Genomic DNA, 18,633 nt, shown 5'->3' on the forward strand with positions numbered 1-18,633 from the left:
TAAGAGCCAGGACTGAGTCAAAGGGAATAAAATAGGGAGGCTATAAAGCCATTATCGCTGCTTAAAACTGATATTCAATGGAAACGGCAGCTACGTCCATATCAGGGTCAATATCTTCTTCTAGTTCATAGCGCGTGTATTCTAAGCGCATGTTTACGTTTTCGTGAATGTGGAACTCTACACCAGCACCGTAAAGCCAATCTCCGCCTTCAAGGCTAGAAGACACACGTCCTACCGCTGGGATATCAGCGTAGACATCGGCATCCCATTCAAGCCACCCACCTTTCGCGTACACCGAGAAATATTCGTTTAGCGGTGCTGATAGTCTGGTTGATAAAGAGATCCCATCAATGTCGGCTGAGTTGTCAATGTCACTGACTTCATCAAAATTTTCGTAGCCGAGCTCAATACTCCAGTAAGGGTTAATTTTAGTACCGACATAGGCCTTCAGCATCGACGAGTCATCGTCGAACGATGTATCATTTTCTCGGTCTTCCCACTGGAAGGAATATTGACCATAGCCAACACCTGTGTAAATTTTGTAATCATCTAGTCCAAAATCAGATTCTGCGTGAGCAGCTGTAGACAGTCCAAAAGTGGCAAATAGCGCAGCGGCGATAGTTAATTGTTTCATCTTTACTCCTTAAATCAATATAAAAGGCGAGGGGGAGCCGCCCCCTCAAACCAAAGTTGGATTATGATTTTTTCGAAACGCGAAGGTTGTCTTCCACTTCTTCAACATCATTGGTATTTTTTGCGATTTGCACTGCTAATTTTCGCTCGGCACTGCTTTGGACATGACCATTTAAGGTTACTACGCGGCCTTCAACATCTACGTCTATGTCTGTGCCATCTACATCGGTGTCAAACAGGTAGCGTGATTTGATAACGGTCGCGATTTTGGCGTCGGTGAAATCACTGTCACTCTCAAAATTGCGCTCTTTTTTACGCTCATCCGACATGTCAACAATGGTCAATTCATTGTCTACTTCTTTGACCCCATCGATCCCCAATACCAACTCCTCGGCAAGCTTCTTATCAACAGAGTGCTCAACTTCGCCTGTTAGCACTACAACACCGTTTTTCACATCTGTATTAATATCGAAGTTATTTAACTCGCCGTTAAACAGTAAGGTGGCTTCGGCTTTACCATCTATCCAAGCATCGCTTGCTTCCTTTTCCCAAGTGTTATCTGCAGCGAAAGCAGAAGCAGTAGTTAGTGAAGATACAAGTACAGTTGTAATTAATGTCTTTTTCATAATTAATCTCCTTTAATTTCGTAGTCGCTGTAACAGTTGCATCTGTTGTGCCAATATTTAAGCTGTTGATTTTTATATATTTGTTGTTTTTGTGATTTTCAACCGGAATAATTTACTGAGAAACAATGAAAGTATTTTTGTAATTATTACCTTTTTAATGAACGGGAAATTAATATAACCAGGAATGAATACTGCATTCCTATCTAAGTAAATCTAAAAGTTAAACTTACTTATATAGGAGTGTTAAGGAATGAATATAGATAAATTTTGGACACTAATTAATGACAAGTTACTATCTTGGCTTGAATCTGCTGTACAGCTACTTCCAAATATGATTTTAGCCTTAATGGTTTTGTTGCTTTTTATTATTCTGGCTAAAATATCATCATTTTGGTTTGCTAAAGCGATAAATAAGGCGATTAAGACGCCACAAGTTGCCTCCCTTATTAGTTCTATCTTTAAGATAGCAGTTATTGCAATTGGTATCTTCTTTGCGCTCGACATTGTTAAATTATCTGGAGCCGTTATGTCCTTGCTGGCGGGAGCTGGGATCATCGGACTTGCCATTGGGTTTGCGTTTCAAGATATGACTGAAAATCTAATTGCAGGCTTTGTGATGGGGGTGAGAAAGCCGTTTGTGGAAGGGGATATTATTCGCACTAAAGACTGCTTTGGTACAGTCACTAAAATTAATTTGAGAAATACACTGGTGGAGAACTTTTATGGCCAGTTGTCATATGTACCCAACAAAATCCTCTTTAAGCATGAATTGCAAAATTATACAAAGCTAGGAAAAAGACGGATTGAAATTCCTGTTGGCATTTCTTATGCGGATAACCCTGAACAAGCAAGAACAGTAATTGTTGAAGCGATAAATAAACTCGATTTTGTTGTGAATCCTAAAGAAACGGATGTGTACGCTGAGTCTTTTGGCGACAGCGCAATTAATTTGTTGCTTTGGTTTTGGATTGATTACCCAGCTGCACCTGGTTTTATGGCGGTGAGACACCAAGCTATTTGTACCGTTCACCAAGTATTAGCTGAAAACGATATTCTTATACCTTTCCCCATTAGAACTATCGACTTTAATGCAAAAGGTGGTGAGAAATTAAGTGCGCAATTATCACAGGAATAATTTACATCCCACTTGTAATATTTTCAGTAAAGCTAAAATTAAAATCAATAAAATCCATTTAAAACATGGTGTTATGTTTTGGCATCTAATCTGCATTAATCAGTTTGAAACAAACAAAACATTTATCACTTATTACTATTGCAATGAAAGGAGTTATTTATGGCAGATTCAAATTACGATATGGAGCCGGTAAAAGAGCTCATTAAAGTACTCAATGGTGGTGTGGATTTTTACACCGAAGCGAAGAAGAAATTGGACAACATAGAATTAAGCCGCGTGTTTGACCAAATGATTGTAGATAAGGCGCAGGCAATCTCTGATCTACAACCATTTGTTTTGATAGATGATGGTGAAATTGAGACAGACTCAGCACTTAGCGTTGAAATTCGAGAGTCTTATACCAAGCTAATTGGCGCAGTCAGCACAGACAAAGCGCATACTTATGTGTCTCAATTAGAGGAAGTGGAAGACAAAGTATTAAGCAAGCTCGATAAAGCGTTGAGCAAAGATCTTCCACCTAAATGCAAGAGTGTATTGCTGCAGATGCAAACGAATATGCAAGCTTGTCATGACCAAATGAAGCAGTTACAAGAGCTAACTGCCTAAGGAGAATATTATGTTGAGTTGGGCAGTTATGTTTCTATTCCTAGCATTGGTTGCTGCTGTGTTAGGGTTCACTGGAATCGCAGGTGCTGCGGCTGGTATGGCGAAAATTCTATTTTTTGTTTTTATCGCCTTTATGATTATTTCGTTTATTTTCGGTAAGGCACGATCTCCCAGGTAAAGGGATTTAATACCAAATGTATTAAGTAAATGCGCTATTTCATCCTTCAAATTGATTAGAGAATTAATTCAATTGGTATAAAGCACTGACAACAAATTAAGGAGTCACACTATGAAAACGGCAATCACATTAGCGAAAGTATTGGGTTTTGTATCTATTTTAGCACTTTTCGGTTGTAGCGAAGGGCCAGCAGAAGAAGCCGGTGAGCGTTTCGATGAAACCGTGCAAGAGGTCGAAAACAGTGTAGAAGATGCATGTGAAGATGTAAAAGAAAACATGAACGCTGAAAATGAAGAGTGTTAAATAAGCATTTCGACGTGGAACGTAAAGGGGAGGCATAAATTGCTTCCCTTTTTTTTGAAAATCTCAATAGAACAAAGCCTTGAGCTTATCTTAACGAGATAATAGTGTGATGCATATCAATAGAGAGCTGCTTTATTTGCAATTATTGTTTGTAATCCAAGCACTTTAAGTAATACTTTATTTTAGTGTTCACTCAATGAAAACTAGATTATGCTAAACAAGGTTTCAGTCAAAAGCAGATTGTTGTCGCTTTCAGGAATACCAGCTGTATTTTTCGTCCTTGCTACTACTTTTACTATCGCTACATTATCAAATCTAACCAATTACATTGACCGTATCTACGACGATAGAGTGGTTCCCCTTAGGCAAATTAAGGTCGTATCGGACAATTACGCGGTAGTCATCGTAGATACTTTCCACAAACTGAGAGGCAATCAATTATCCAATCGTGACGCATTAGCGCAAATAGAACAAGCCAGCGGAATTGCGCAAAAGGAGTGGGATAAATACTTAGCAACGGATCTGACGAAGGACGAGCAGAGACTTATTGCGCAGACTGAAAAAGCAGAGCGACAGGTTCAACAGTTGCTTTCTGACTATACTGCTCGCATCAACTCGGGTACGTTTTTATCTATCCCATACGATAAGTTTGTTCGTGATTTGTACGCGGCTTTTGACCCTTTAAGTGAGAGTTATAATGACTTAATTGAGCTACAGCTTGCCGAGGCGAAAACACTAAGAAGTGTTGGTCACGATGAGGCTGAAGACACCGAAAACTTTATGATTGTTTCGTCGGTTGTCATTGTGGTTGTTATGGTTTTCATTGGTATTTTGATATTTAAGTCAATTAACGAGCCGCTTAATCGACTGCGTATGCGGATAGGCAATATAGCCAGAGATGCCGACTTAACTCAACGCGTTATCGTGGAAGGGAATGATGAGCTCAGTGAGATTGGTAATGATTTTAACAGTATGGTCTCTAGCTTACATGAGCTGGTCATTAACCTGGTGACTATCGTTAATAGTCTTTCGAAGACCTCTAACGAGCTTAATGGGATCAGTCAATCGATTGCTGGAACCTCACAAGAGCAGGAACAACAAACGGTAATGATAGCAACAGCTGCCACAGAAATGAGTAGTGCGATACAAGAAGTTGCGCATAATGCAATGAACACAGCTAATAAAGCAGAAATGTCGGGCAAATTAGCAAAACAGGGAATGGAAGTGATCGCCCTAAACATTGAAGCAATTGAAAGGCTTGCCAGTGAAGTGGGAGATAACGCTCAATTAATCAAAGCGCTCAACGACCAATCCAATGAAATCAACCAGGTTGTATTGATGATCCAAGGGGTAGCAGAGCAAACAAACTTATTGGCTTTGAACGCAGCTATTGAAGCGGCTAGGGCGGGTGAGTCTGGTCGTGGTTTCGCAGTTGTTGCTGATGAAGTAAGACAATTGGCGCACAATACACAAAAGGCGACAGAATCTATTCGCGATATGATTGGTAAACTTCAAGGTATGGCACAAAATGCTGTGTCGTCAATGGAGAATGCGCAAACTAGCGCTGCCTCAGGTGTCGAACGCGCCAATGAATCGGCACAGATCATGACTGATATAGACCAAGCAGTCGATGAAATTGTTGGTATGAATATTCAAGTATCAACAGCAACGGAAGAGCAAACTACCGTGGTTGCTGAGATAAGTGAAAATATCAATGACTTCAGTAGTAGCATTTCGGAAATAACCCAAAACGCGCAGAGTAATGCGGATGTCAGTAATGACTTGGAAGAACTTGCACAGCAGCTAAACCGCCAAGTGCTAGTGTTTAAAGTGTAGGTGTAGGCACAACAGTGTGCTGGCCTACACTCAATCTATTTAACCTTCACTCGGGATAACAACTTGCTCTATGGCAGCTGTTATCCCTTACTACTAACGCTATTTCTCCGTTTCAAAATAGCTAGTTTACTTAATACAATTGGTATCACTTAATGAAGCAAAACGAAGCAAATTGGTATCAATATCTTAAAAACGGTACTTAGCACTTAATTGGTAAGCGCGTGGTTCATTATACTTTTTAGGAACAAAGCCAAAGGTATCGTAAAAGGTTTCATCTGTAAGATTGCTGACGCTTAATTTAAGGCTTAATTGTTCAGAATAATCATACTTGATGTGAGCATTTGCTAATATTTGACTTTCTTTCACAGCTCGCACAGCACCGCGTCGATCACCAGTAGGAAGGCCAAGGTCGACGCCTGGGACATTAAGAACATTTACTTGGCGGTCTGTATCCCAAGTTAGAGCCAGACCAAAGCTCCAAGTTTCGTAAGTGTATTTTGTACTGGCGTTAATTGACTGCCTAGGCGCATATAAATTGAGGTCATTGTCGTTTTCATCAACCACGTCAAAATCGCTATAACCCAAGTTTACCTGCCAGTCATCGGTAATATTACCTTCGATCTCAAGCTCAAACCCGTCGGCTTTAGCTCCATCGACAGAACGGTATCTTGCTGGTCGTTGATCGGCGTATTTGGGAATGACCACACCGAAATCTTGTTTTAAACTGTCAAAGTAAGCAAAGTTTACTCGTAAGCTGTCATCAAATAAATTTGTTTTAACCCCCACTTCAATATTGCGTGCCGTGATTGGGTCGAGTTGCTTCAAGTTCTCGTCAACTTTATCTAGTTGTGGCTCATAAGCGTCGGTATAGCTGACATAAGTACTAACTTGCGTATTAATATCGTAAACGAAACCAAGGTATAAGCTTTGACCTGATTCATTCCCCTTGTCGCTGGAAAAACCACTCCATGCAAAGTCACGCTCGTTACTGCGCTCATAATCGAATAGTTTGATACCAGCAATGGCATGAAGTGCATCTGTTAATACAAGTTTACTACTTATAGCTAAACTTTGTTCTTTTGTGGTTTTATCCCAATAGCCAATAAATTGTTTGTCTGTAGCAGTTAAATGCGATGCGGGATGAAGGGTGTTAATTGATTGCAGAGGGTAAAAAATGGTTCGTGCATTTTCATCTAGTTCCTCATAGCGATTATCGGTAGATTCAAAGTCAGCATTTAGATAAGTGATATTGACCTGATGATCGCGATCAAATAGCTCAAAGCGGCCAACAAGTCCCAAAATAATGTTGCTCCCATCAACCGTTTCAACCCACCTACGATCACCACCTAACAAGCCTAATCCCGTCTGTTTATCCGGATTACCGCTAAAATAGGTCATGGTAATGTCAGCTTTTGTTTTACTATACTGAGCACCAAAGTTCAGTGCCCAGTCTAAATTAATTTGATGGGATAGCTTAAAGTGGTAACTTTGATGCGTATTACTGTTGAAGCCATCTGGTGAAGATAAGTTGGTCTTTTTGTCAACATCAACTTCAGTGCCATCCGCGTAGAAGATGGGCAGCCCCCATGGTGACAGTTTTAGCTCATTGTCCTGATAGTGTATGGTAAATGAAGCTTCAGTCTCATCAGAAAAATAATGATGCAATTGAGTATACGCCACAACTTTATTGCTATTTTCTTTGTCTACAAAGCTGTCTTTGTCTTCGTAGGCTAGAATAATACGACCTGCAAGGGCTTTATCATCGGTAAGCGCACCTGTCGCATCGATGTGTGATCGCACTTTGTTCCATGAACCGAGCTCGGCACCAACTTCGATGAAACCATCGCGATCGGGCTGCTTGGTGATAACATTCAATGTGGCTGAAGGTTGTCCGGCTCCGGACATTAAGCCAGCTGCACCTCTAAGCACTTCAACTCGATCATAGACAATTGTATCTAAGCGGCTTTCTTGAGGCCCAGCAATAGAAGTTGGTAAGCCATCTTTCACCAGCGCATTAACTAAATAGCCCCGAGAGGTAAATTCTGTGTTGTCACCAGCACCATACTTGTAGCGAGAGATACCTGTCGCTTGTACCATGACGTCCTCTAAGTCCTCCAGCTCAAAGTCATCAATATAATCATGATTCAATACAGTAACTGATTGTGGAGTTTCTTTAATGCTCAGATCGAGTCCTGTAGGACCGGAGTTTCGCTTAATAGGCTGACCGACAATATCAATCCGTTCAATATCGTTATTACCTTTAGGAACATTAGCCAAGGTATACGGAGAGAAATATGCCAATGACAACAATAAGGTTAAAGCTGCAGATTGCTGAGCGTTGCTTCGCATGGGAATTCCTTTATTGAAATTATTCTTTGTTTGATTAAACACAATACTGTGCTTTATAAGGACGAATAATGGGAACGAAAATTTTGCGAAAGTTTGTAAAAAGCCGCTATACACGTTTTTAATGTCATAGGTCTTATCTCGTGTTGAAGTGTTTTTAAATAAGAATAGCTTCTGTTACCTTATTGGGTAAATTTGGCGCAGAGCTTAATCTGACATCGGGTATAAAATGACGATAAAAAAGTGGTTTCATTGGCATAGTCTGAGTGGAGTATGGTGTGGTTTGTTATTGTTTCTAATCTGCTGGACTGGCGCGTTTGCTAGCATCTCTTATGAACTAGACTGGTTATTTGATAACAAAGTCAGAGCTGGAAATGGTGTCCAGAAGGTGGATTTAGCGAGTGCTTATGAAAAAGTAAAGCAGACATACCCTCAGGCTCGAATAGGGATTGCATTTGCTGGGCAAGCAACTAATTTTGCTCATGATTTTGTGTTACGTTTCCCTGATGGCCCATGGCAACATGTTTATGTTGATCCAAGTACTGGTCGCATTCAAGGAAAAACGAGTTTTCTGAATACTCAGCGGTTTTTTCGAGATTTTCATATGCACTTTTTTAATGTGTTTGATCATCCAGTTTCATATTACTTAGTATTACTATTTTCGATTCCACTGAGTTTATCTATCATAACAGCGCTGTATTTATATAGAGGGTGGTGGAGAAAGCTGCTGTCGTTGCACCGAACAGGTGATACTCGGGCCAAAGTAGCCAGCTTGCATAAGCTATCTGGGGTATGGAGTGTGTGGTTTGCTGTTGTTATTGCATTAACCAGCATTTGGTATCTTTTTGAATTCATCAGGATGGACTTAGGCGACGGTAAAACAGCTTTTTCGGATGTCGGTATGTTTGCGGTACACTCATTACCAGAACTTAAGCCCCAAGATAAACCTAGGCTATCAGTGACTGCACTGACAGCCATAGTAAAAAAGATGAGACCAAGCTTTGAAGTAAAAGCTATTCGTTATTCTGGTGGGTATTTTTATGTTGAGGGACAGTCGGATGAGTGGCTGGTAAGAGATAGAGGCAATAAAGTGTACTTGAATCCCTATTCGGGGACTGTGGTATACAGCCAAACGGCCTCAAGCCAAGGGTTGTACTGGCGTTTGTCAGATACAGTAGATCCCTTACATTTTGGTAATTTTGCCGGTATGTGGGTTAAAATATTGTGGTGTGTATTTGCACTGTTACTTGCATTTTTAGCACTGAGCGGCACATATATGTATATTAAACGGCAGCTAAAGTTACGCCGTAAAGAAACTGTGTTGGGAGTGAAAATCTCGTTAGCTTTTAGTGTTGGCTTACTGTTATGTATCACAAATTATGCCTATGAGACTTTAATGAGTTATGGTGAAGGCGGTAATTTCCCACTATTACCAACCAGTACCTCATTGTTTTTACTGGGTTGGACCTTGCTAACTGGTTTAATCATTACACTTTGGGTTGGGGCATTAATACGCCTATGCCGAGAAGTAAAAACCAAAAACAAAGTTCACTTGAGGGAAAAAATCTGACACGCGTTCTGCGGTGCTTATTTAGAGCAACTAATACCGATTGTATTAAATAAACTAGCTCTTTTGAAGCGGAGGGGTAGCGTTAGTAGCAAGGCAAAAGTTTTGCTATTTAGTTGTTCTCAATGAGAAATTTTTAACGATACTAATATGGAATTTCAGCCTTAAAATTGATTGGAGACTGAATTCAATTGGTATAAATAGCAACGTTTTTTCCTTGCCTATATGGATATAGGTATTTTGGCGATAGCAGGGCGCGAGAGCTGTGCAGCTGAAGTTATTCTCCTGCTGAAAAATAGATCATTTACTTAATATAATTGCTTTGTATAAAAATAAAAAAACCTCGCTATGGCGAGGTTTTTTTAACGGGGTTGTTGTTAAACAACGCCACGAGGTAAGCGGCAATCGTGGTCTTTTGCTGCAAGTTCAGCAATCCACTGCTCTTCCGCTTTAAAGCCTTCTTCGTTTTCTTTAACGACAGTAAAGCTCACTGACTTTTCAGCTGCTACTTTAGGGGCCTTTTTAGTCGTTTTCGCTTTTTTAGCAGGCGCCTGCGTTGTCTCACTTGCTACAGCTGACCCTGAAGTTAGCTCTTCTGTTAATGCCGCTACTTCAGCAAGACGCATGTTTTTGCCGCCATCGATGCTATACCAACCTGGTTTTGCAGTGATCTCAGGCTTTTTGCCATGTGCAGCTTCGTACGCAGCTTCGAAAGCGCTTAGTACTTCAGTTTTATCTAGTTTACTCATCGTAGATCCTAGTCGTGTTGTACGCGGATACGCGGGTTAAGATTAAACTCTATTTATACCCATATTTGCGTAAATTTTCAATTTTTTACGTTTTTCAGCGCCAATTTATCGAAATTTCGCTATTATTTGTTCCCTTTTTCATCGTTCAGAGAGCCTCGGGGTCAATTGTTCGCCGGATCGAGATCCATGCACTTCCCACCTGCTCATGCCAAATTCGAGTGACAATTTCGAGCGCTTTGTGCTGGGGGATAAACTGTCTGCTCCATGGATACTGGTTAAAGTTATAAAACTCAGTGGGTGCCGAAATCACATTCACTCCTTGTGCTTCAAACAGATCTTTTGCCCTTTGCATATGTGAGGCGGAGGTCACTAAGGCAACGTCATAGTCTACCAGTTTGCTGGCCAGCATTCTTGCCTCATCTGCGGTATCTTTTGCACTGGGGTTTTGTTTGATTCTTGAAGCTGGAATTCCTAAGCTTTGCGCCGTTTTTGCCATGAGCCCCGCGCTTGTTGCATGACCGTACCCATAACCAGGTACAAATAACTGAGCGTTCGGATACATATTCGCAAGTCTAATGCCTTCGACAAGCCGAGCTAGGCCACAACTTCCAAGTTGAGCGTTACTAGGGAGGGAGTTATTTGGATACAAATCACAACCGAGGACGACAATTTTATCTATGTTCCTATGCTTTGCAGGGTTAAAAGCCCGAAGGTGATTGGAATCCCATTCAATAACGCGTTGGGCGACATAGGGGGTTGATATTCCCCAAATAGATAACACAGTAAACCAACAGGCTACATAGGGGGCTTTGCGTGTTTTTGCGACAAAAAGCAGCAATAGCATCAGTATTATCAAAGCAAGTGGTAACGGCATAAGCAATTGACCGATCACCTTTTTAACTTCAAACATCTAAAATCCTTGTGCTAGAACCATTAAGCTTATCGTTATGCTAGCACGGGAATGACATCCTACAAACGAAACGCACTTAAAAGTGCGAGTCTTAACTTGTTGAAGAGGCAGCTTCTACCTTTGTCACCTGGCTGTGGTTTTGCGGCAGGTGTTTAAGAAGTGGCGGTACACAGGGTTATCTTTCATGCTTTTTTTCATTGCCAAATACATAGGACGGTTCAATCCAAGTGCACCAAGTGGAATTGACTTGATCAACCCTTGGCTTTCATACGGCGTTACCAACCAATCTGGTAATGCAGCGACACCCATACCCGCACTGACGAGTTGAAAAATAAGTAACCCTTGATCTACGGTTTTTAATGTTCCGTCAAAACGGGCATTTTGGATGAAGTGCTTAAAAATATCTTGGCGTTCACGGGGAATAGGGTAAGAGATAATTGTTTCGTCTTTTAGGTCAAGCGCAGTGACGTAAGCTTTTTTAGCCAGTTCATGGTCTGGGGCGACGATTAGTTTTAATTTAAAGTCAAATAAATGGGCGTATTCAAGCTGTTCAGGTTCACGAATGTCTGAGGTTAGAACCAAATCTAGCTCATCTTCAATTAGGTCGGGGATCGCGTCGTAGCTAAATCCACGCTCGTAATCCACCTTAATATCTGGCCAAAAGGTGTTGAACTCTTTAATGGTAGGCAGTAGCCAATGAAAGCAAGCATGGCACTCTACACTTAATCTTAGCTGAGAAATCGGTTGATTAAGGCTTTCTTTCAAACGACATTTGGTTGCTTCTACTTTTGGTAAGACGTCATTAGCTAGTTCTAATAGCAACATACCTTGTGGAGTGAAGCGAACAGGCTGCGTCTTGCGCTCAAATAATTGACAGTCAAGTTTGCTCTCGAGATCTTTGATCTGATGAGATAAAGCGGATTGAGTGAGGAATAGCTCTCTGGCTGTGTTTACAAGAGAACCAGTTTCTTTCAAGGTGGAGATGGTTTTTAGGTGCTTAATATCAATCATTATCAACAATTCTCATATTTTAAGTGAGCAAATCTCAGCTTTGTTCAATATTACGATTATATTTACTTGTTATCAATGTCTAGACGTCTAAATGCCTGTGTTAAATTGTTCAAAAATTCACAAATCCACTATAGCACTAAAGATGACAGCGTTGTCAGTAGTTGTGTAAAAATTTTGCAAAAAATTACAATTTAGTTTTCTTCATATCCATTTTGAAAAAGGATCAGTTGTGATTAATGGACTTGGAGTTTAATTTTTAGACGTCTAAACATCTAAAAGGAAATATTACCATGGCATTAACTCACAACCTCGGGTTTCCACGTATCGGGAAAAAGCGGGAACTTAAATTTGCAATCGAAAACTATTGGGCTGGCAAGCTGAGTCAAGCCGACTTGGTCGCAGAAGGCAAACGGATCCGCGCTGAAAACTGGGCGTTGCAAGCTGAGTCTGGCGTCAATCTCGTGCCCGTTGGCGATTTTGCTTGGTATGACCATGTATTGAATACTTCGTTGCTTGTAGGGGCTATTCCAAGTCGTCATCAACATCAAAGTGACGTTGATTTGGATACCTTATTTAGAATTGGTCGCGGTAAAGCTCCAACTGGGTGCGCATGTGCCGCAAGTGAAATGACAAAATGGTTCAATACTAACTATCATTATATTGTACCTGAGCTGACAGAAAACCAGACCTTCTCGTTGACCTGGACCGAACTATTTGAGCAAGTCGCTGAAGCTCAAGCTCTTGGCTACCAAAGCAAACCTGTACTATTGGGACCGGTAACATATCTCTACTTGGCTAAATGTGCGGGCTCAGAATTTAATAAATTATCTTTGCTAGAGGGGCTATTAGAAGTTTATCAAACCGTATTAGCAAAATTGGCCGCGCAAGGCGTAGAATGGGTACAAATTGATGAACCCATTCTAGCGCTAGAAATTGATACAGCCTACCTTAACGCACTCAAGCATAGCTTTGATACGCTAAGTGGTCATGGTGTAAAGCTGTTATTAGCGAGTTACTTTGACTCTGTTCATGGTTATATCGATGAGATAAAAACCTACTCGGTCGACGGAGTGCATCTAGACTGTGTGACTGCTGACTATGAATGGGAATTGTTAGCGCCAATCGTTAAAGAAGAAAAGGTCTTATCTCTTGGGGTGATTAACGGGCGTAACATTTGGCGGTCGGATCTTGAGCGCATTTATAACCAAGTGGTTGACATCAACGCGCGACTTGGCGATAGATTGTGGTTAGCTCCTTCATGCTCTTTGCTACATACCCCGGTTGACTTAGACTTAGAGGCTGAACTCGATCCGCAAATCAAATCATGGCTTGCATTTGCTAAGCAAAAGGGTCAAGAACTAAATTTACTGCAACAAGCACTCTGTAGCGGCAATACGGAAGCATTAATTGAATATTCAAAACCCGTAAAGGAAAGGCAAACTTCAACACGGGTTAATAATATTCAGGTGCAACAACGTGTTGCAAAACTAAGCGAGCAAGATGGACAGCGTAGTCATGTGTTTGATGTTCGCATTGAAAAACAGGCGAAGTCCTTAAACCTGCCATTATTACCAACAACAACGATTGGGTCGTTCCCGCAAACTAAGGCTATTCGTAGGGCACGTCGAGATTATAAACAGGGGACAATCACCGAGGCTGCGTATCAAAATCAAATGGAAGCTGAGATCCGTTATGCAATAGAAGCGCAAGAAGCGCTCGACCTTGATGTTCTTGTGCATGGTGAAGCTGAGCGTAATGACATGGTTGAATACTTTGGTGAATTACTAGAAGGCTTCGCATTTACGCAATTTGGTTGGGTACAAAGCTACGGCTCTCGTTGTGTTAAACCTCCTATTATTTGGGGGGATGTCTCTCGCACTAAGCAAATGACAATAGAGTGGACAAGTTATGCACAAAGCTTAACGAACAAACCGATGAAAGGCATGTTAACGGGCCCTGTGACCATCTTGTTCTGGTCGTTTGTTCGCGACGACCTTGATAAACCAACGATTGCAAACCAAATTGCGTTGGCACTGAGAGATGAAGTCAATGATTTGGAGCAAGCAGGAATAAAAGTGATCCAAATTGATGAGCCTGCTTTTAGGGAAGGAATGCCCCTTAAAGCGAGTCAATGGCAGTCATACTTACAGTGGGCAGCTTATGCGTTTCGTGTATCGGCAAGTGGAGTACAAGACGAAACACAAATTCATACGCACATGTGTTATTCGGAGTTTAACGATATCATCGCAGCCATTGCAGATATGGACGCGGATGTGATCACCATCGAAACTTCTCGCTCCAATATGGAGTTACTGGATGCTTTCGAAGATTTTAATTATCCGAATGATATTGGGCCTGGTGTATATGACATTCATACTCCAAATATACCAGAAGTCGAATGGATAAAGAGATTACTCCACCAAGCGGCGAAAAAAATTCCGGTTGAGCGCTTGTGGGTAAACCCTGATTGTGGTCTAAAAACAAGAGGATGGCAGGAAACTCGGGCAGCGCTTCATAATATGGTAATCGCTGCAAAGTCGCTACGAGACGAGCTTGGCTGAAATTAGTCCTTGATACGAATAGCTCCCGCTACCTTCACTGTGTTGAACTAGAGGGAGTTATATCGCTGCGTTGTTTAGCTGCGGCTTAGCAAAAATGCCATCGCTTGGTCTGCAGGTAAAGGCTTAGAAATAATATAGCCTTGTCCAAATTGGCAGCCCTTTTGCTTCAATAATTGCCATTGAGTTTGTGACTCTATGCCTTCTGCTACCACGGTCAAGTTGAGAGATTGAGCCAGCTTTAAAATAGCATCGACTAGTGGGTTTTCCTTTTCAGTTAGCTGATCAATAAAGCTTTTATCAATCTTGAGCACATGGATTGGTAATTGGTGTAAGTACCCCAATGCGGAGTATCCCGTACCAAAGTCATCGAGGTAGAGTTTTACACCAAGTGACTCCAACCCCTTAATAATTTTAGTCGCAAGGGCAAGGTTTGCGATGAGTCCTGATTCGGTTATCTCTAAACAAAGGGAGCCAGGTGTTAGATCATAATCCTGATAGAGTCGTTTCACTATGTCGACAAACTCAAGGCTTGCAAAATGGCGGGAAGAAACGTTAACGGTGATCCGTGCCTTGGGCTGCTTTTGATCTTTCCATCGTTTGAGTTGTTTGGCAGCCAGTGTGAGCAGATGTAAATCCAATTCAATGATTTGCCCCGTTTGCTCTGCGATTGGTATAAAAGCATCGGGAGACACTAAGCCGTTTTTTGGGTGGAACCAGCGAACCAGCGCTTCAAAACTAACAATAGCCCCAGAGGTTAATGAAAATATCGGCTGATAATACAGAGTAAACTCGTCATTTTTGATGCCGTGTTGCAGGTCGTTTTCTATGTCAGCCTGTTGCTTGAGGCGTTTGCGCATCGCGTTATTAAAATAACAAATCTGACCACGGCCGGATGATTTGGCCTCATACATGGCCGCATCGGCTTGTTGTAGTAAGTTAATGGCACTGTCAGATTCTTTGTCTGTAAAGGCCACCCCTATACTCCCAGAGGCCTGCAGCACATGCCCGTCGATATGCAATGGTTTAGTGATAGCTTTTGTGATCCGATCAAGCAGTATCGCGACCTGTTGTTTGTCTTTTACATTCTCGATAAAAATAGCGAACTCATCACCACCTAACCGAGAGAAGGTGTCGGTCTTACGAATGCAGGCATTAATCTTTTCTACAATGGCGATGAGGAAGTGATCTCCAACATCATGCCCCAGTGAGTCATTTATGCTTTTGAACCTATCTAAGTCGAGATAAACCAGACAGTGCATATTGGCAGACTCTACTCTTGCGAGTCTCAAAATAGCGTGTTTAACGCGCTCTAATAGTAAATAGCGATTGGCCAGTCCTGTTAGGTCATCGTGTAATGCTCGGTGCTCAAGTGCCTGTCTCGAAAGCTGGCGGTCTATTGCCATGCTAACTTGACGGCTGATATAAGTTAAAATAGACAAGTCGTGGTTAATAAATGCCTGATCGTTATTATAACTTTGTAATACAATCACCCCTTGGTATTGCTCATTTACTAAAAATGGCACACCCAACCAAGAGCGAGGAGAGCGACCCACCATTTTGAAATCACCACGCTGAATATGAGCGCTAAATTGGTCATTATCACATAATAATGGGCGTTGATTTTTTAAGATAAAATAAGAAGCACTGTGTTTGATTTGGTCTTTAGAAACTTTTTGATGCGCGCTGCATTTTTCGCCGCCTTCAATTAAGTAGTCGATCTCTAGAATATCTTGCTGAGTATCGTATAAACCAATGAAGAAGTTTTCTGCACAGAGTTGTGAAGCAATAATTTTATATAAATCGTCGTAGAACGCCTCAAGGTTCTCAAAGCGATAGGTAATATTTGCAATTTTGAGCAAAGACTTTTCTAAGTTTTGTGCCTGATGCAGCTGAGCAATCGTCGATTGCAGGTTTTCTAAGGTTCTAAGTTGATGAATTTTGGCGCTGAGTAAATGGGCTACGGTGGACAATATTTGCAAATGCGCAGAAGTAAAGTAATTGGGCTGTGGATGCTCACAGTCAATCACACCGATTAAGTGCTCATCATATTCAAGCGGTACACACAGCTCTGACATAGCAGGCCTTAAATCTGCAATATACATAGGGTGAGATGCCACATCACCTGAGATAAAAGGCGCTCGAGTTATCGCCACTTGTCCGGTGATACCTGAGCCAATTTTTATTCTGGTTTGCTCAACACGATAGTCCCCATTATTGCCTGTGCCAGAGACGCCCATGCTGGCGGCTACTTCGAGGTATTCTTGATAAGGGTCGGCAAGATAAATAACACAATCGACAAACCCAAGCCTGTTGACCACTTGTGTGGTCACGTATTCAAATAGCTCGTCTAATTTTGTCAAGTGCAGCAGCGACGAGGAAAATTGGTTGATGATGCTAAGCTGCTCGGTTTTTGATTCTAATTTTTGATTCTCAGATAGCATACATATTTCTCATAAAAAGCTACTAATAAGTTAACTTAATTTGCACATATTTACCAATGTTGAAAAATTTAAAAGGTGTAGTGGGAGCCTAACAACGTGAAATAACCTAAGGTTTACCGTAAAAACTTTACTATCACGGTAGTGCGGCCTATGATCGGGCAAATTCAGCAGTGGAAGAGAGCAATGACCAGCAAACAAACTCTAACGATTACAAGACCTGATGATTGGCACGTACACTTGCGTGACGGCGACGTATTAGTTGATACGGTAAGAGATATCAGCCGTTATATGGGCCGGGCGATTATCATGCCTAATTTAGTTCCCCCTGCCACTTGTACTGACAGCGCCTTAGCCTATCGTGACCGTATCATGTCGGCTAATCCACAAGGTAACTTTCAGCCGCTTATGGTGTTATACCTTACGGATAATACGACTCCTGAAGAAATCAGAAAAGCTAAGGCTACAGGTCATATTGTTGCCGCCAAGCTATATCCAGCCGGCGCAACGACTAACTCAGCATCTGGGGTAACAGATATTGAGAATGTTTACCCAGCGCTTGAAGCAATGCAAGAAGTAGGTATGTTGCTGCTTGTCCACGGTGAAGTAACAGATTCATCAATTGATATTTTTGATAGAGAAAAAGTCTTTCTTGAGACCAAGTTATCAAAAGTTGTCGATAATTTTCCAACATTAAAAATCGTGCTTGAGCATATTACGACAAAAGATGCCGTTGACTTTGTCAATCAAGCACCAGACAACGTGGCTGCAACAATTACGGCACATCACCTTCTTTATAATCGTAACCATATGCTGGCTGGTGGTATTCGCCCACATTACTATTGCTTACCAATCTTGAAGCGTAATACGCACCAACAAGCATTAATTGAAGCAGCAACTAGCGGAAGTAAAAAGTTTTTCTTGGGCACGGATTCGGCGCCTCATGCCAAAGATAAAAAAGAAGCGGCTTGTGGATGTGCAGGTGCTTATACAGCCCATGCTGCCATTGAACTCTATGCTGAGGCATTCGAAGAAGCGGGTGCACTAGATAAACTTGAGGGCTTTGCAAGTCATTATGGCCCCGACTTTTATAATCTGCCGCGCAATCAAGATACAATCAGTTTAATTAAAGCACCTTGGCAAGTACCGGAAACGTATAAATTGGGTGATGGGTCAGTAGTGCCAATCAAAGCGGGTGGTACAATTGACTGGAAAGTTGAATGAGATTTAAACAAAATGTAATTAAAAGTTCTTAAATCTCATAAAAGGGCGCCATTAAGGCGCTTTTTTTGTAACAAATTTAAAATTCATAGAATAGAATTTGTTTTTTAAAAATTTTAATATAGTATTCAATATAAATATTAAAACAAAGCTTAAATGAGAGAGTATCAATGCGTGAGATCAAGTCTTTTGTAAAAAATGCAAGTTATAGTGATTTAGAAAAAGCGTTAGAGCTTATCCAAAAAGCACTGGACGAGCAAAAGGAACAACAACAAGCCAAGCAAGAAGTAATGGCAATGTTGAAAGAAAAAGGACTGACGCTTGATGATTTAGTAGGTAATGGCCCATCAGATCGTCGCTCAAAAGTAAAAGCGAAATATCGTATTGAGAAAGACGGTGAAGTTATTGAGTGGACTGGCCGCGGTAAAACACCAAAAGTTTTCCAAGGTGTAAACCTTGATGATTATCTAATCTAGGAATTATCTGATTACTGGCGCTTTATATATTGCGCTG

The 18,633-nt window shown here is 41.3% G+C and carries 16 protein-coding genes; 9 read left to right on the forward strand and 7 right to left on the reverse strand.

The genetic code is table 11. The features are described from left to right. Nucleotides 1–61: 61 nt before the first annotated feature. Complete coding sequence (locus CEX98_RS15085; RefSeq protein WP_099642874.1) at nucleotides 62–634, reverse strand: outer membrane beta-barrel protein; 573 nt, start codon at nucleotides 632–634, stop codon at nucleotides 62–64. A 61-nt stretch (nucleotides 635–695) separates the two neighbouring features. Next, the gene (locus CEX98_RS15090) at nucleotides 696–1,259 is read right to left on the reverse strand and encodes a BON domain-containing protein (protein ID WP_099642875.1); all 564 of its coding nucleotides are present in this window, start codon (nucleotides 1,257–1,259) and stop codon (nucleotides 696–698) included. Between the two features lie 250 nt (nucleotides 1,260–1,509). Here CEX98_RS15090 and CEX98_RS15095 point away from each other — a divergent pair, with 250 nt between their 5' ends. The 5 genes from CEX98_RS15095 (at nucleotide 1,510) to CEX98_RS15115 (ending at nucleotide 5,317) form a co-directional block, all read left to right on the forward strand. After that, nucleotides 1,510–2,394 (forward strand): mechanosensitive ion channel family protein, encoded by an 885-nt coding sequence (locus CEX98_RS15095; RefSeq protein WP_099642876.1) that lies wholly within the window; start codon nucleotides 1,510–1,512, stop codon nucleotides 2,392–2,394. Between the two features lie 159 nt (nucleotides 2,395–2,553). Beyond that, the gene (locus CEX98_RS15100; RefSeq protein WP_099642877.1) at nucleotides 2,554–3,000 is read left to right on the forward strand and encodes a PA2169 family four-helix-bundle protein; all 447 of its coding nucleotides are present in this window, start codon (nucleotides 2,554–2,556) and stop codon (nucleotides 2,998–3,000) included. 10 nt (nucleotides 3,001–3,010) lie between these two features. Continuing rightward, nucleotides 3,011–3,178 carry a DUF1328 domain-containing protein gene (locus CEX98_RS15105; RefSeq protein ID WP_099642878.1) on the forward strand — a complete coding sequence of 56 codons (168 nt, stop codon included), beginning with the start codon at nucleotides 3,011–3,013 and terminating at the stop codon, nucleotides 3,176–3,178. 111 nt (nucleotides 3,179–3,289) lie between these two features. Beyond that, the gene (locus CEX98_RS15110) at nucleotides 3,290–3,481 is read left to right on the forward strand and encodes a hypothetical protein (RefSeq protein ID WP_099642879.1); all 192 of its coding nucleotides are present in this window, start codon (nucleotides 3,290–3,292) and stop codon (nucleotides 3,479–3,481) included. Between the two features lie 210 nt (nucleotides 3,482–3,691). Next, nucleotides 3,692–5,317 (forward strand): methyl-accepting chemotaxis protein, encoded by a 1,626-nt coding sequence (locus CEX98_RS15115; protein ID WP_099642880.1) that lies wholly within the window; start codon nucleotides 3,692–3,694, stop codon nucleotides 5,315–5,317. 186 nt (nucleotides 5,318–5,503) lie between these two features. On the opposite strand, the gene CEX98_RS15120 is transcribed toward CEX98_RS15115, so the two are convergent. Further along, nucleotides 5,504–7,666 carry a TonB-dependent siderophore receptor gene (locus CEX98_RS15120; RefSeq protein ID WP_099642881.1) on the reverse strand — a complete coding sequence of 721 codons (2,163 nt, stop codon included), beginning with the start codon at nucleotides 7,664–7,666 and terminating at the stop codon, nucleotides 5,504–5,506. Nucleotides 7,667–7,892: 226 nt separating this feature from the next. Between CEX98_RS15120 and CEX98_RS15125 the strand changes: the two genes are divergently transcribed. Beyond that, a complete protein-coding gene (locus CEX98_RS15125; protein ID WP_099642882.1) occupies nucleotides 7,893–9,233 on the forward strand; it encodes a PepSY-associated TM helix domain-containing protein in 1,341 nt (446 codons plus the stop codon). 374 nt (nucleotides 9,234–9,607) lie between these two features. Here CEX98_RS15125 and CEX98_RS15130 read toward each other — a convergent pair whose 3' ends face one another. From CEX98_RS15130 to CEX98_RS15140, 3 genes are all read right to left on the reverse strand, one after another. Further along, nucleotides 9,608–9,979 carry a hypothetical protein gene (locus CEX98_RS15130; protein ID WP_099642883.1) on the reverse strand — a complete coding sequence of 124 codons (372 nt, stop codon included), beginning with the start codon at nucleotides 9,977–9,979 and terminating at the stop codon, nucleotides 9,608–9,610. A 145-nt stretch (nucleotides 9,980–10,124) separates the two neighbouring features. Then, the gene (locus CEX98_RS15135) at nucleotides 10,125–10,889 is read right to left on the reverse strand and encodes a YdcF family protein (RefSeq protein WP_099642884.1); all 765 of its coding nucleotides are present in this window, start codon (nucleotides 10,887–10,889) and stop codon (nucleotides 10,125–10,127) included. A gap of 123 nt (nucleotides 10,890–11,012) precedes the next feature. After that, nucleotides 11,013–11,900, reverse strand: coding sequence for a LysR substrate-binding domain-containing protein (locus CEX98_RS15140; protein ID WP_010370874.1), 888 nt, complete (start codon nucleotides 11,898–11,900; stop codon nucleotides 11,013–11,015). Nucleotides 11,901–12,190: 290 nt separating this feature from the next. On the opposite strand from CEX98_RS15140, the gene metE reads away from it, so the two are divergent. Continuing rightward, the gene (metE, locus tag CEX98_RS15145; protein ID WP_099642885.1) at nucleotides 12,191–14,461 is read left to right on the forward strand and encodes a 5-methyltetrahydropteroyltriglutamate--homocysteine S-methyltransferase; all 2,271 of its coding nucleotides are present in this window, start codon (nucleotides 12,191–12,193) and stop codon (nucleotides 14,459–14,461) included. 74 nt (nucleotides 14,462–14,535) lie between these two features. Here the strand turns inward: metE and CEX98_RS15150 are convergent, their stop codons facing one another. Next, nucleotides 14,536–16,902: a bifunctional diguanylate cyclase/phosphodiesterase gene (locus CEX98_RS15150; RefSeq protein ID WP_099642886.1), complete on the reverse strand. Its 2,367-nt coding sequence runs from the start codon at nucleotides 16,900–16,902 to the stop codon at nucleotides 14,536–14,538. A gap of 183 nt (nucleotides 16,903–17,085) precedes the next feature. On the opposite strand from CEX98_RS15150, the gene pyrC reads away from it, so the two are divergent. Then, complete coding sequence (gene pyrC, locus CEX98_RS15155) at nucleotides 17,086–18,123, forward strand: dihydroorotase (protein ID WP_099642887.1); 1,038 nt, start codon at nucleotides 17,086–17,088, stop codon at nucleotides 18,121–18,123. A 167-nt stretch (nucleotides 18,124–18,290) separates the two neighbouring features. Next, a complete protein-coding gene (locus CEX98_RS15160; protein WP_099642888.1) occupies nucleotides 18,291–18,596 on the forward strand; it encodes an H-NS family nucleoid-associated regulatory protein in 306 nt (101 codons plus the stop codon). Nucleotides 18,597–18,633 lie beyond the last annotated feature (37 nt).

This window comes from Pseudoalteromonas piscicida, from assembly GCF_002744175.1.
Taxonomy (GTDB): domain Bacteria; phylum Pseudomonadota; class Gammaproteobacteria; order Enterobacterales; family Alteromonadaceae; genus Pseudoalteromonas; species Pseudoalteromonas piscicida_B.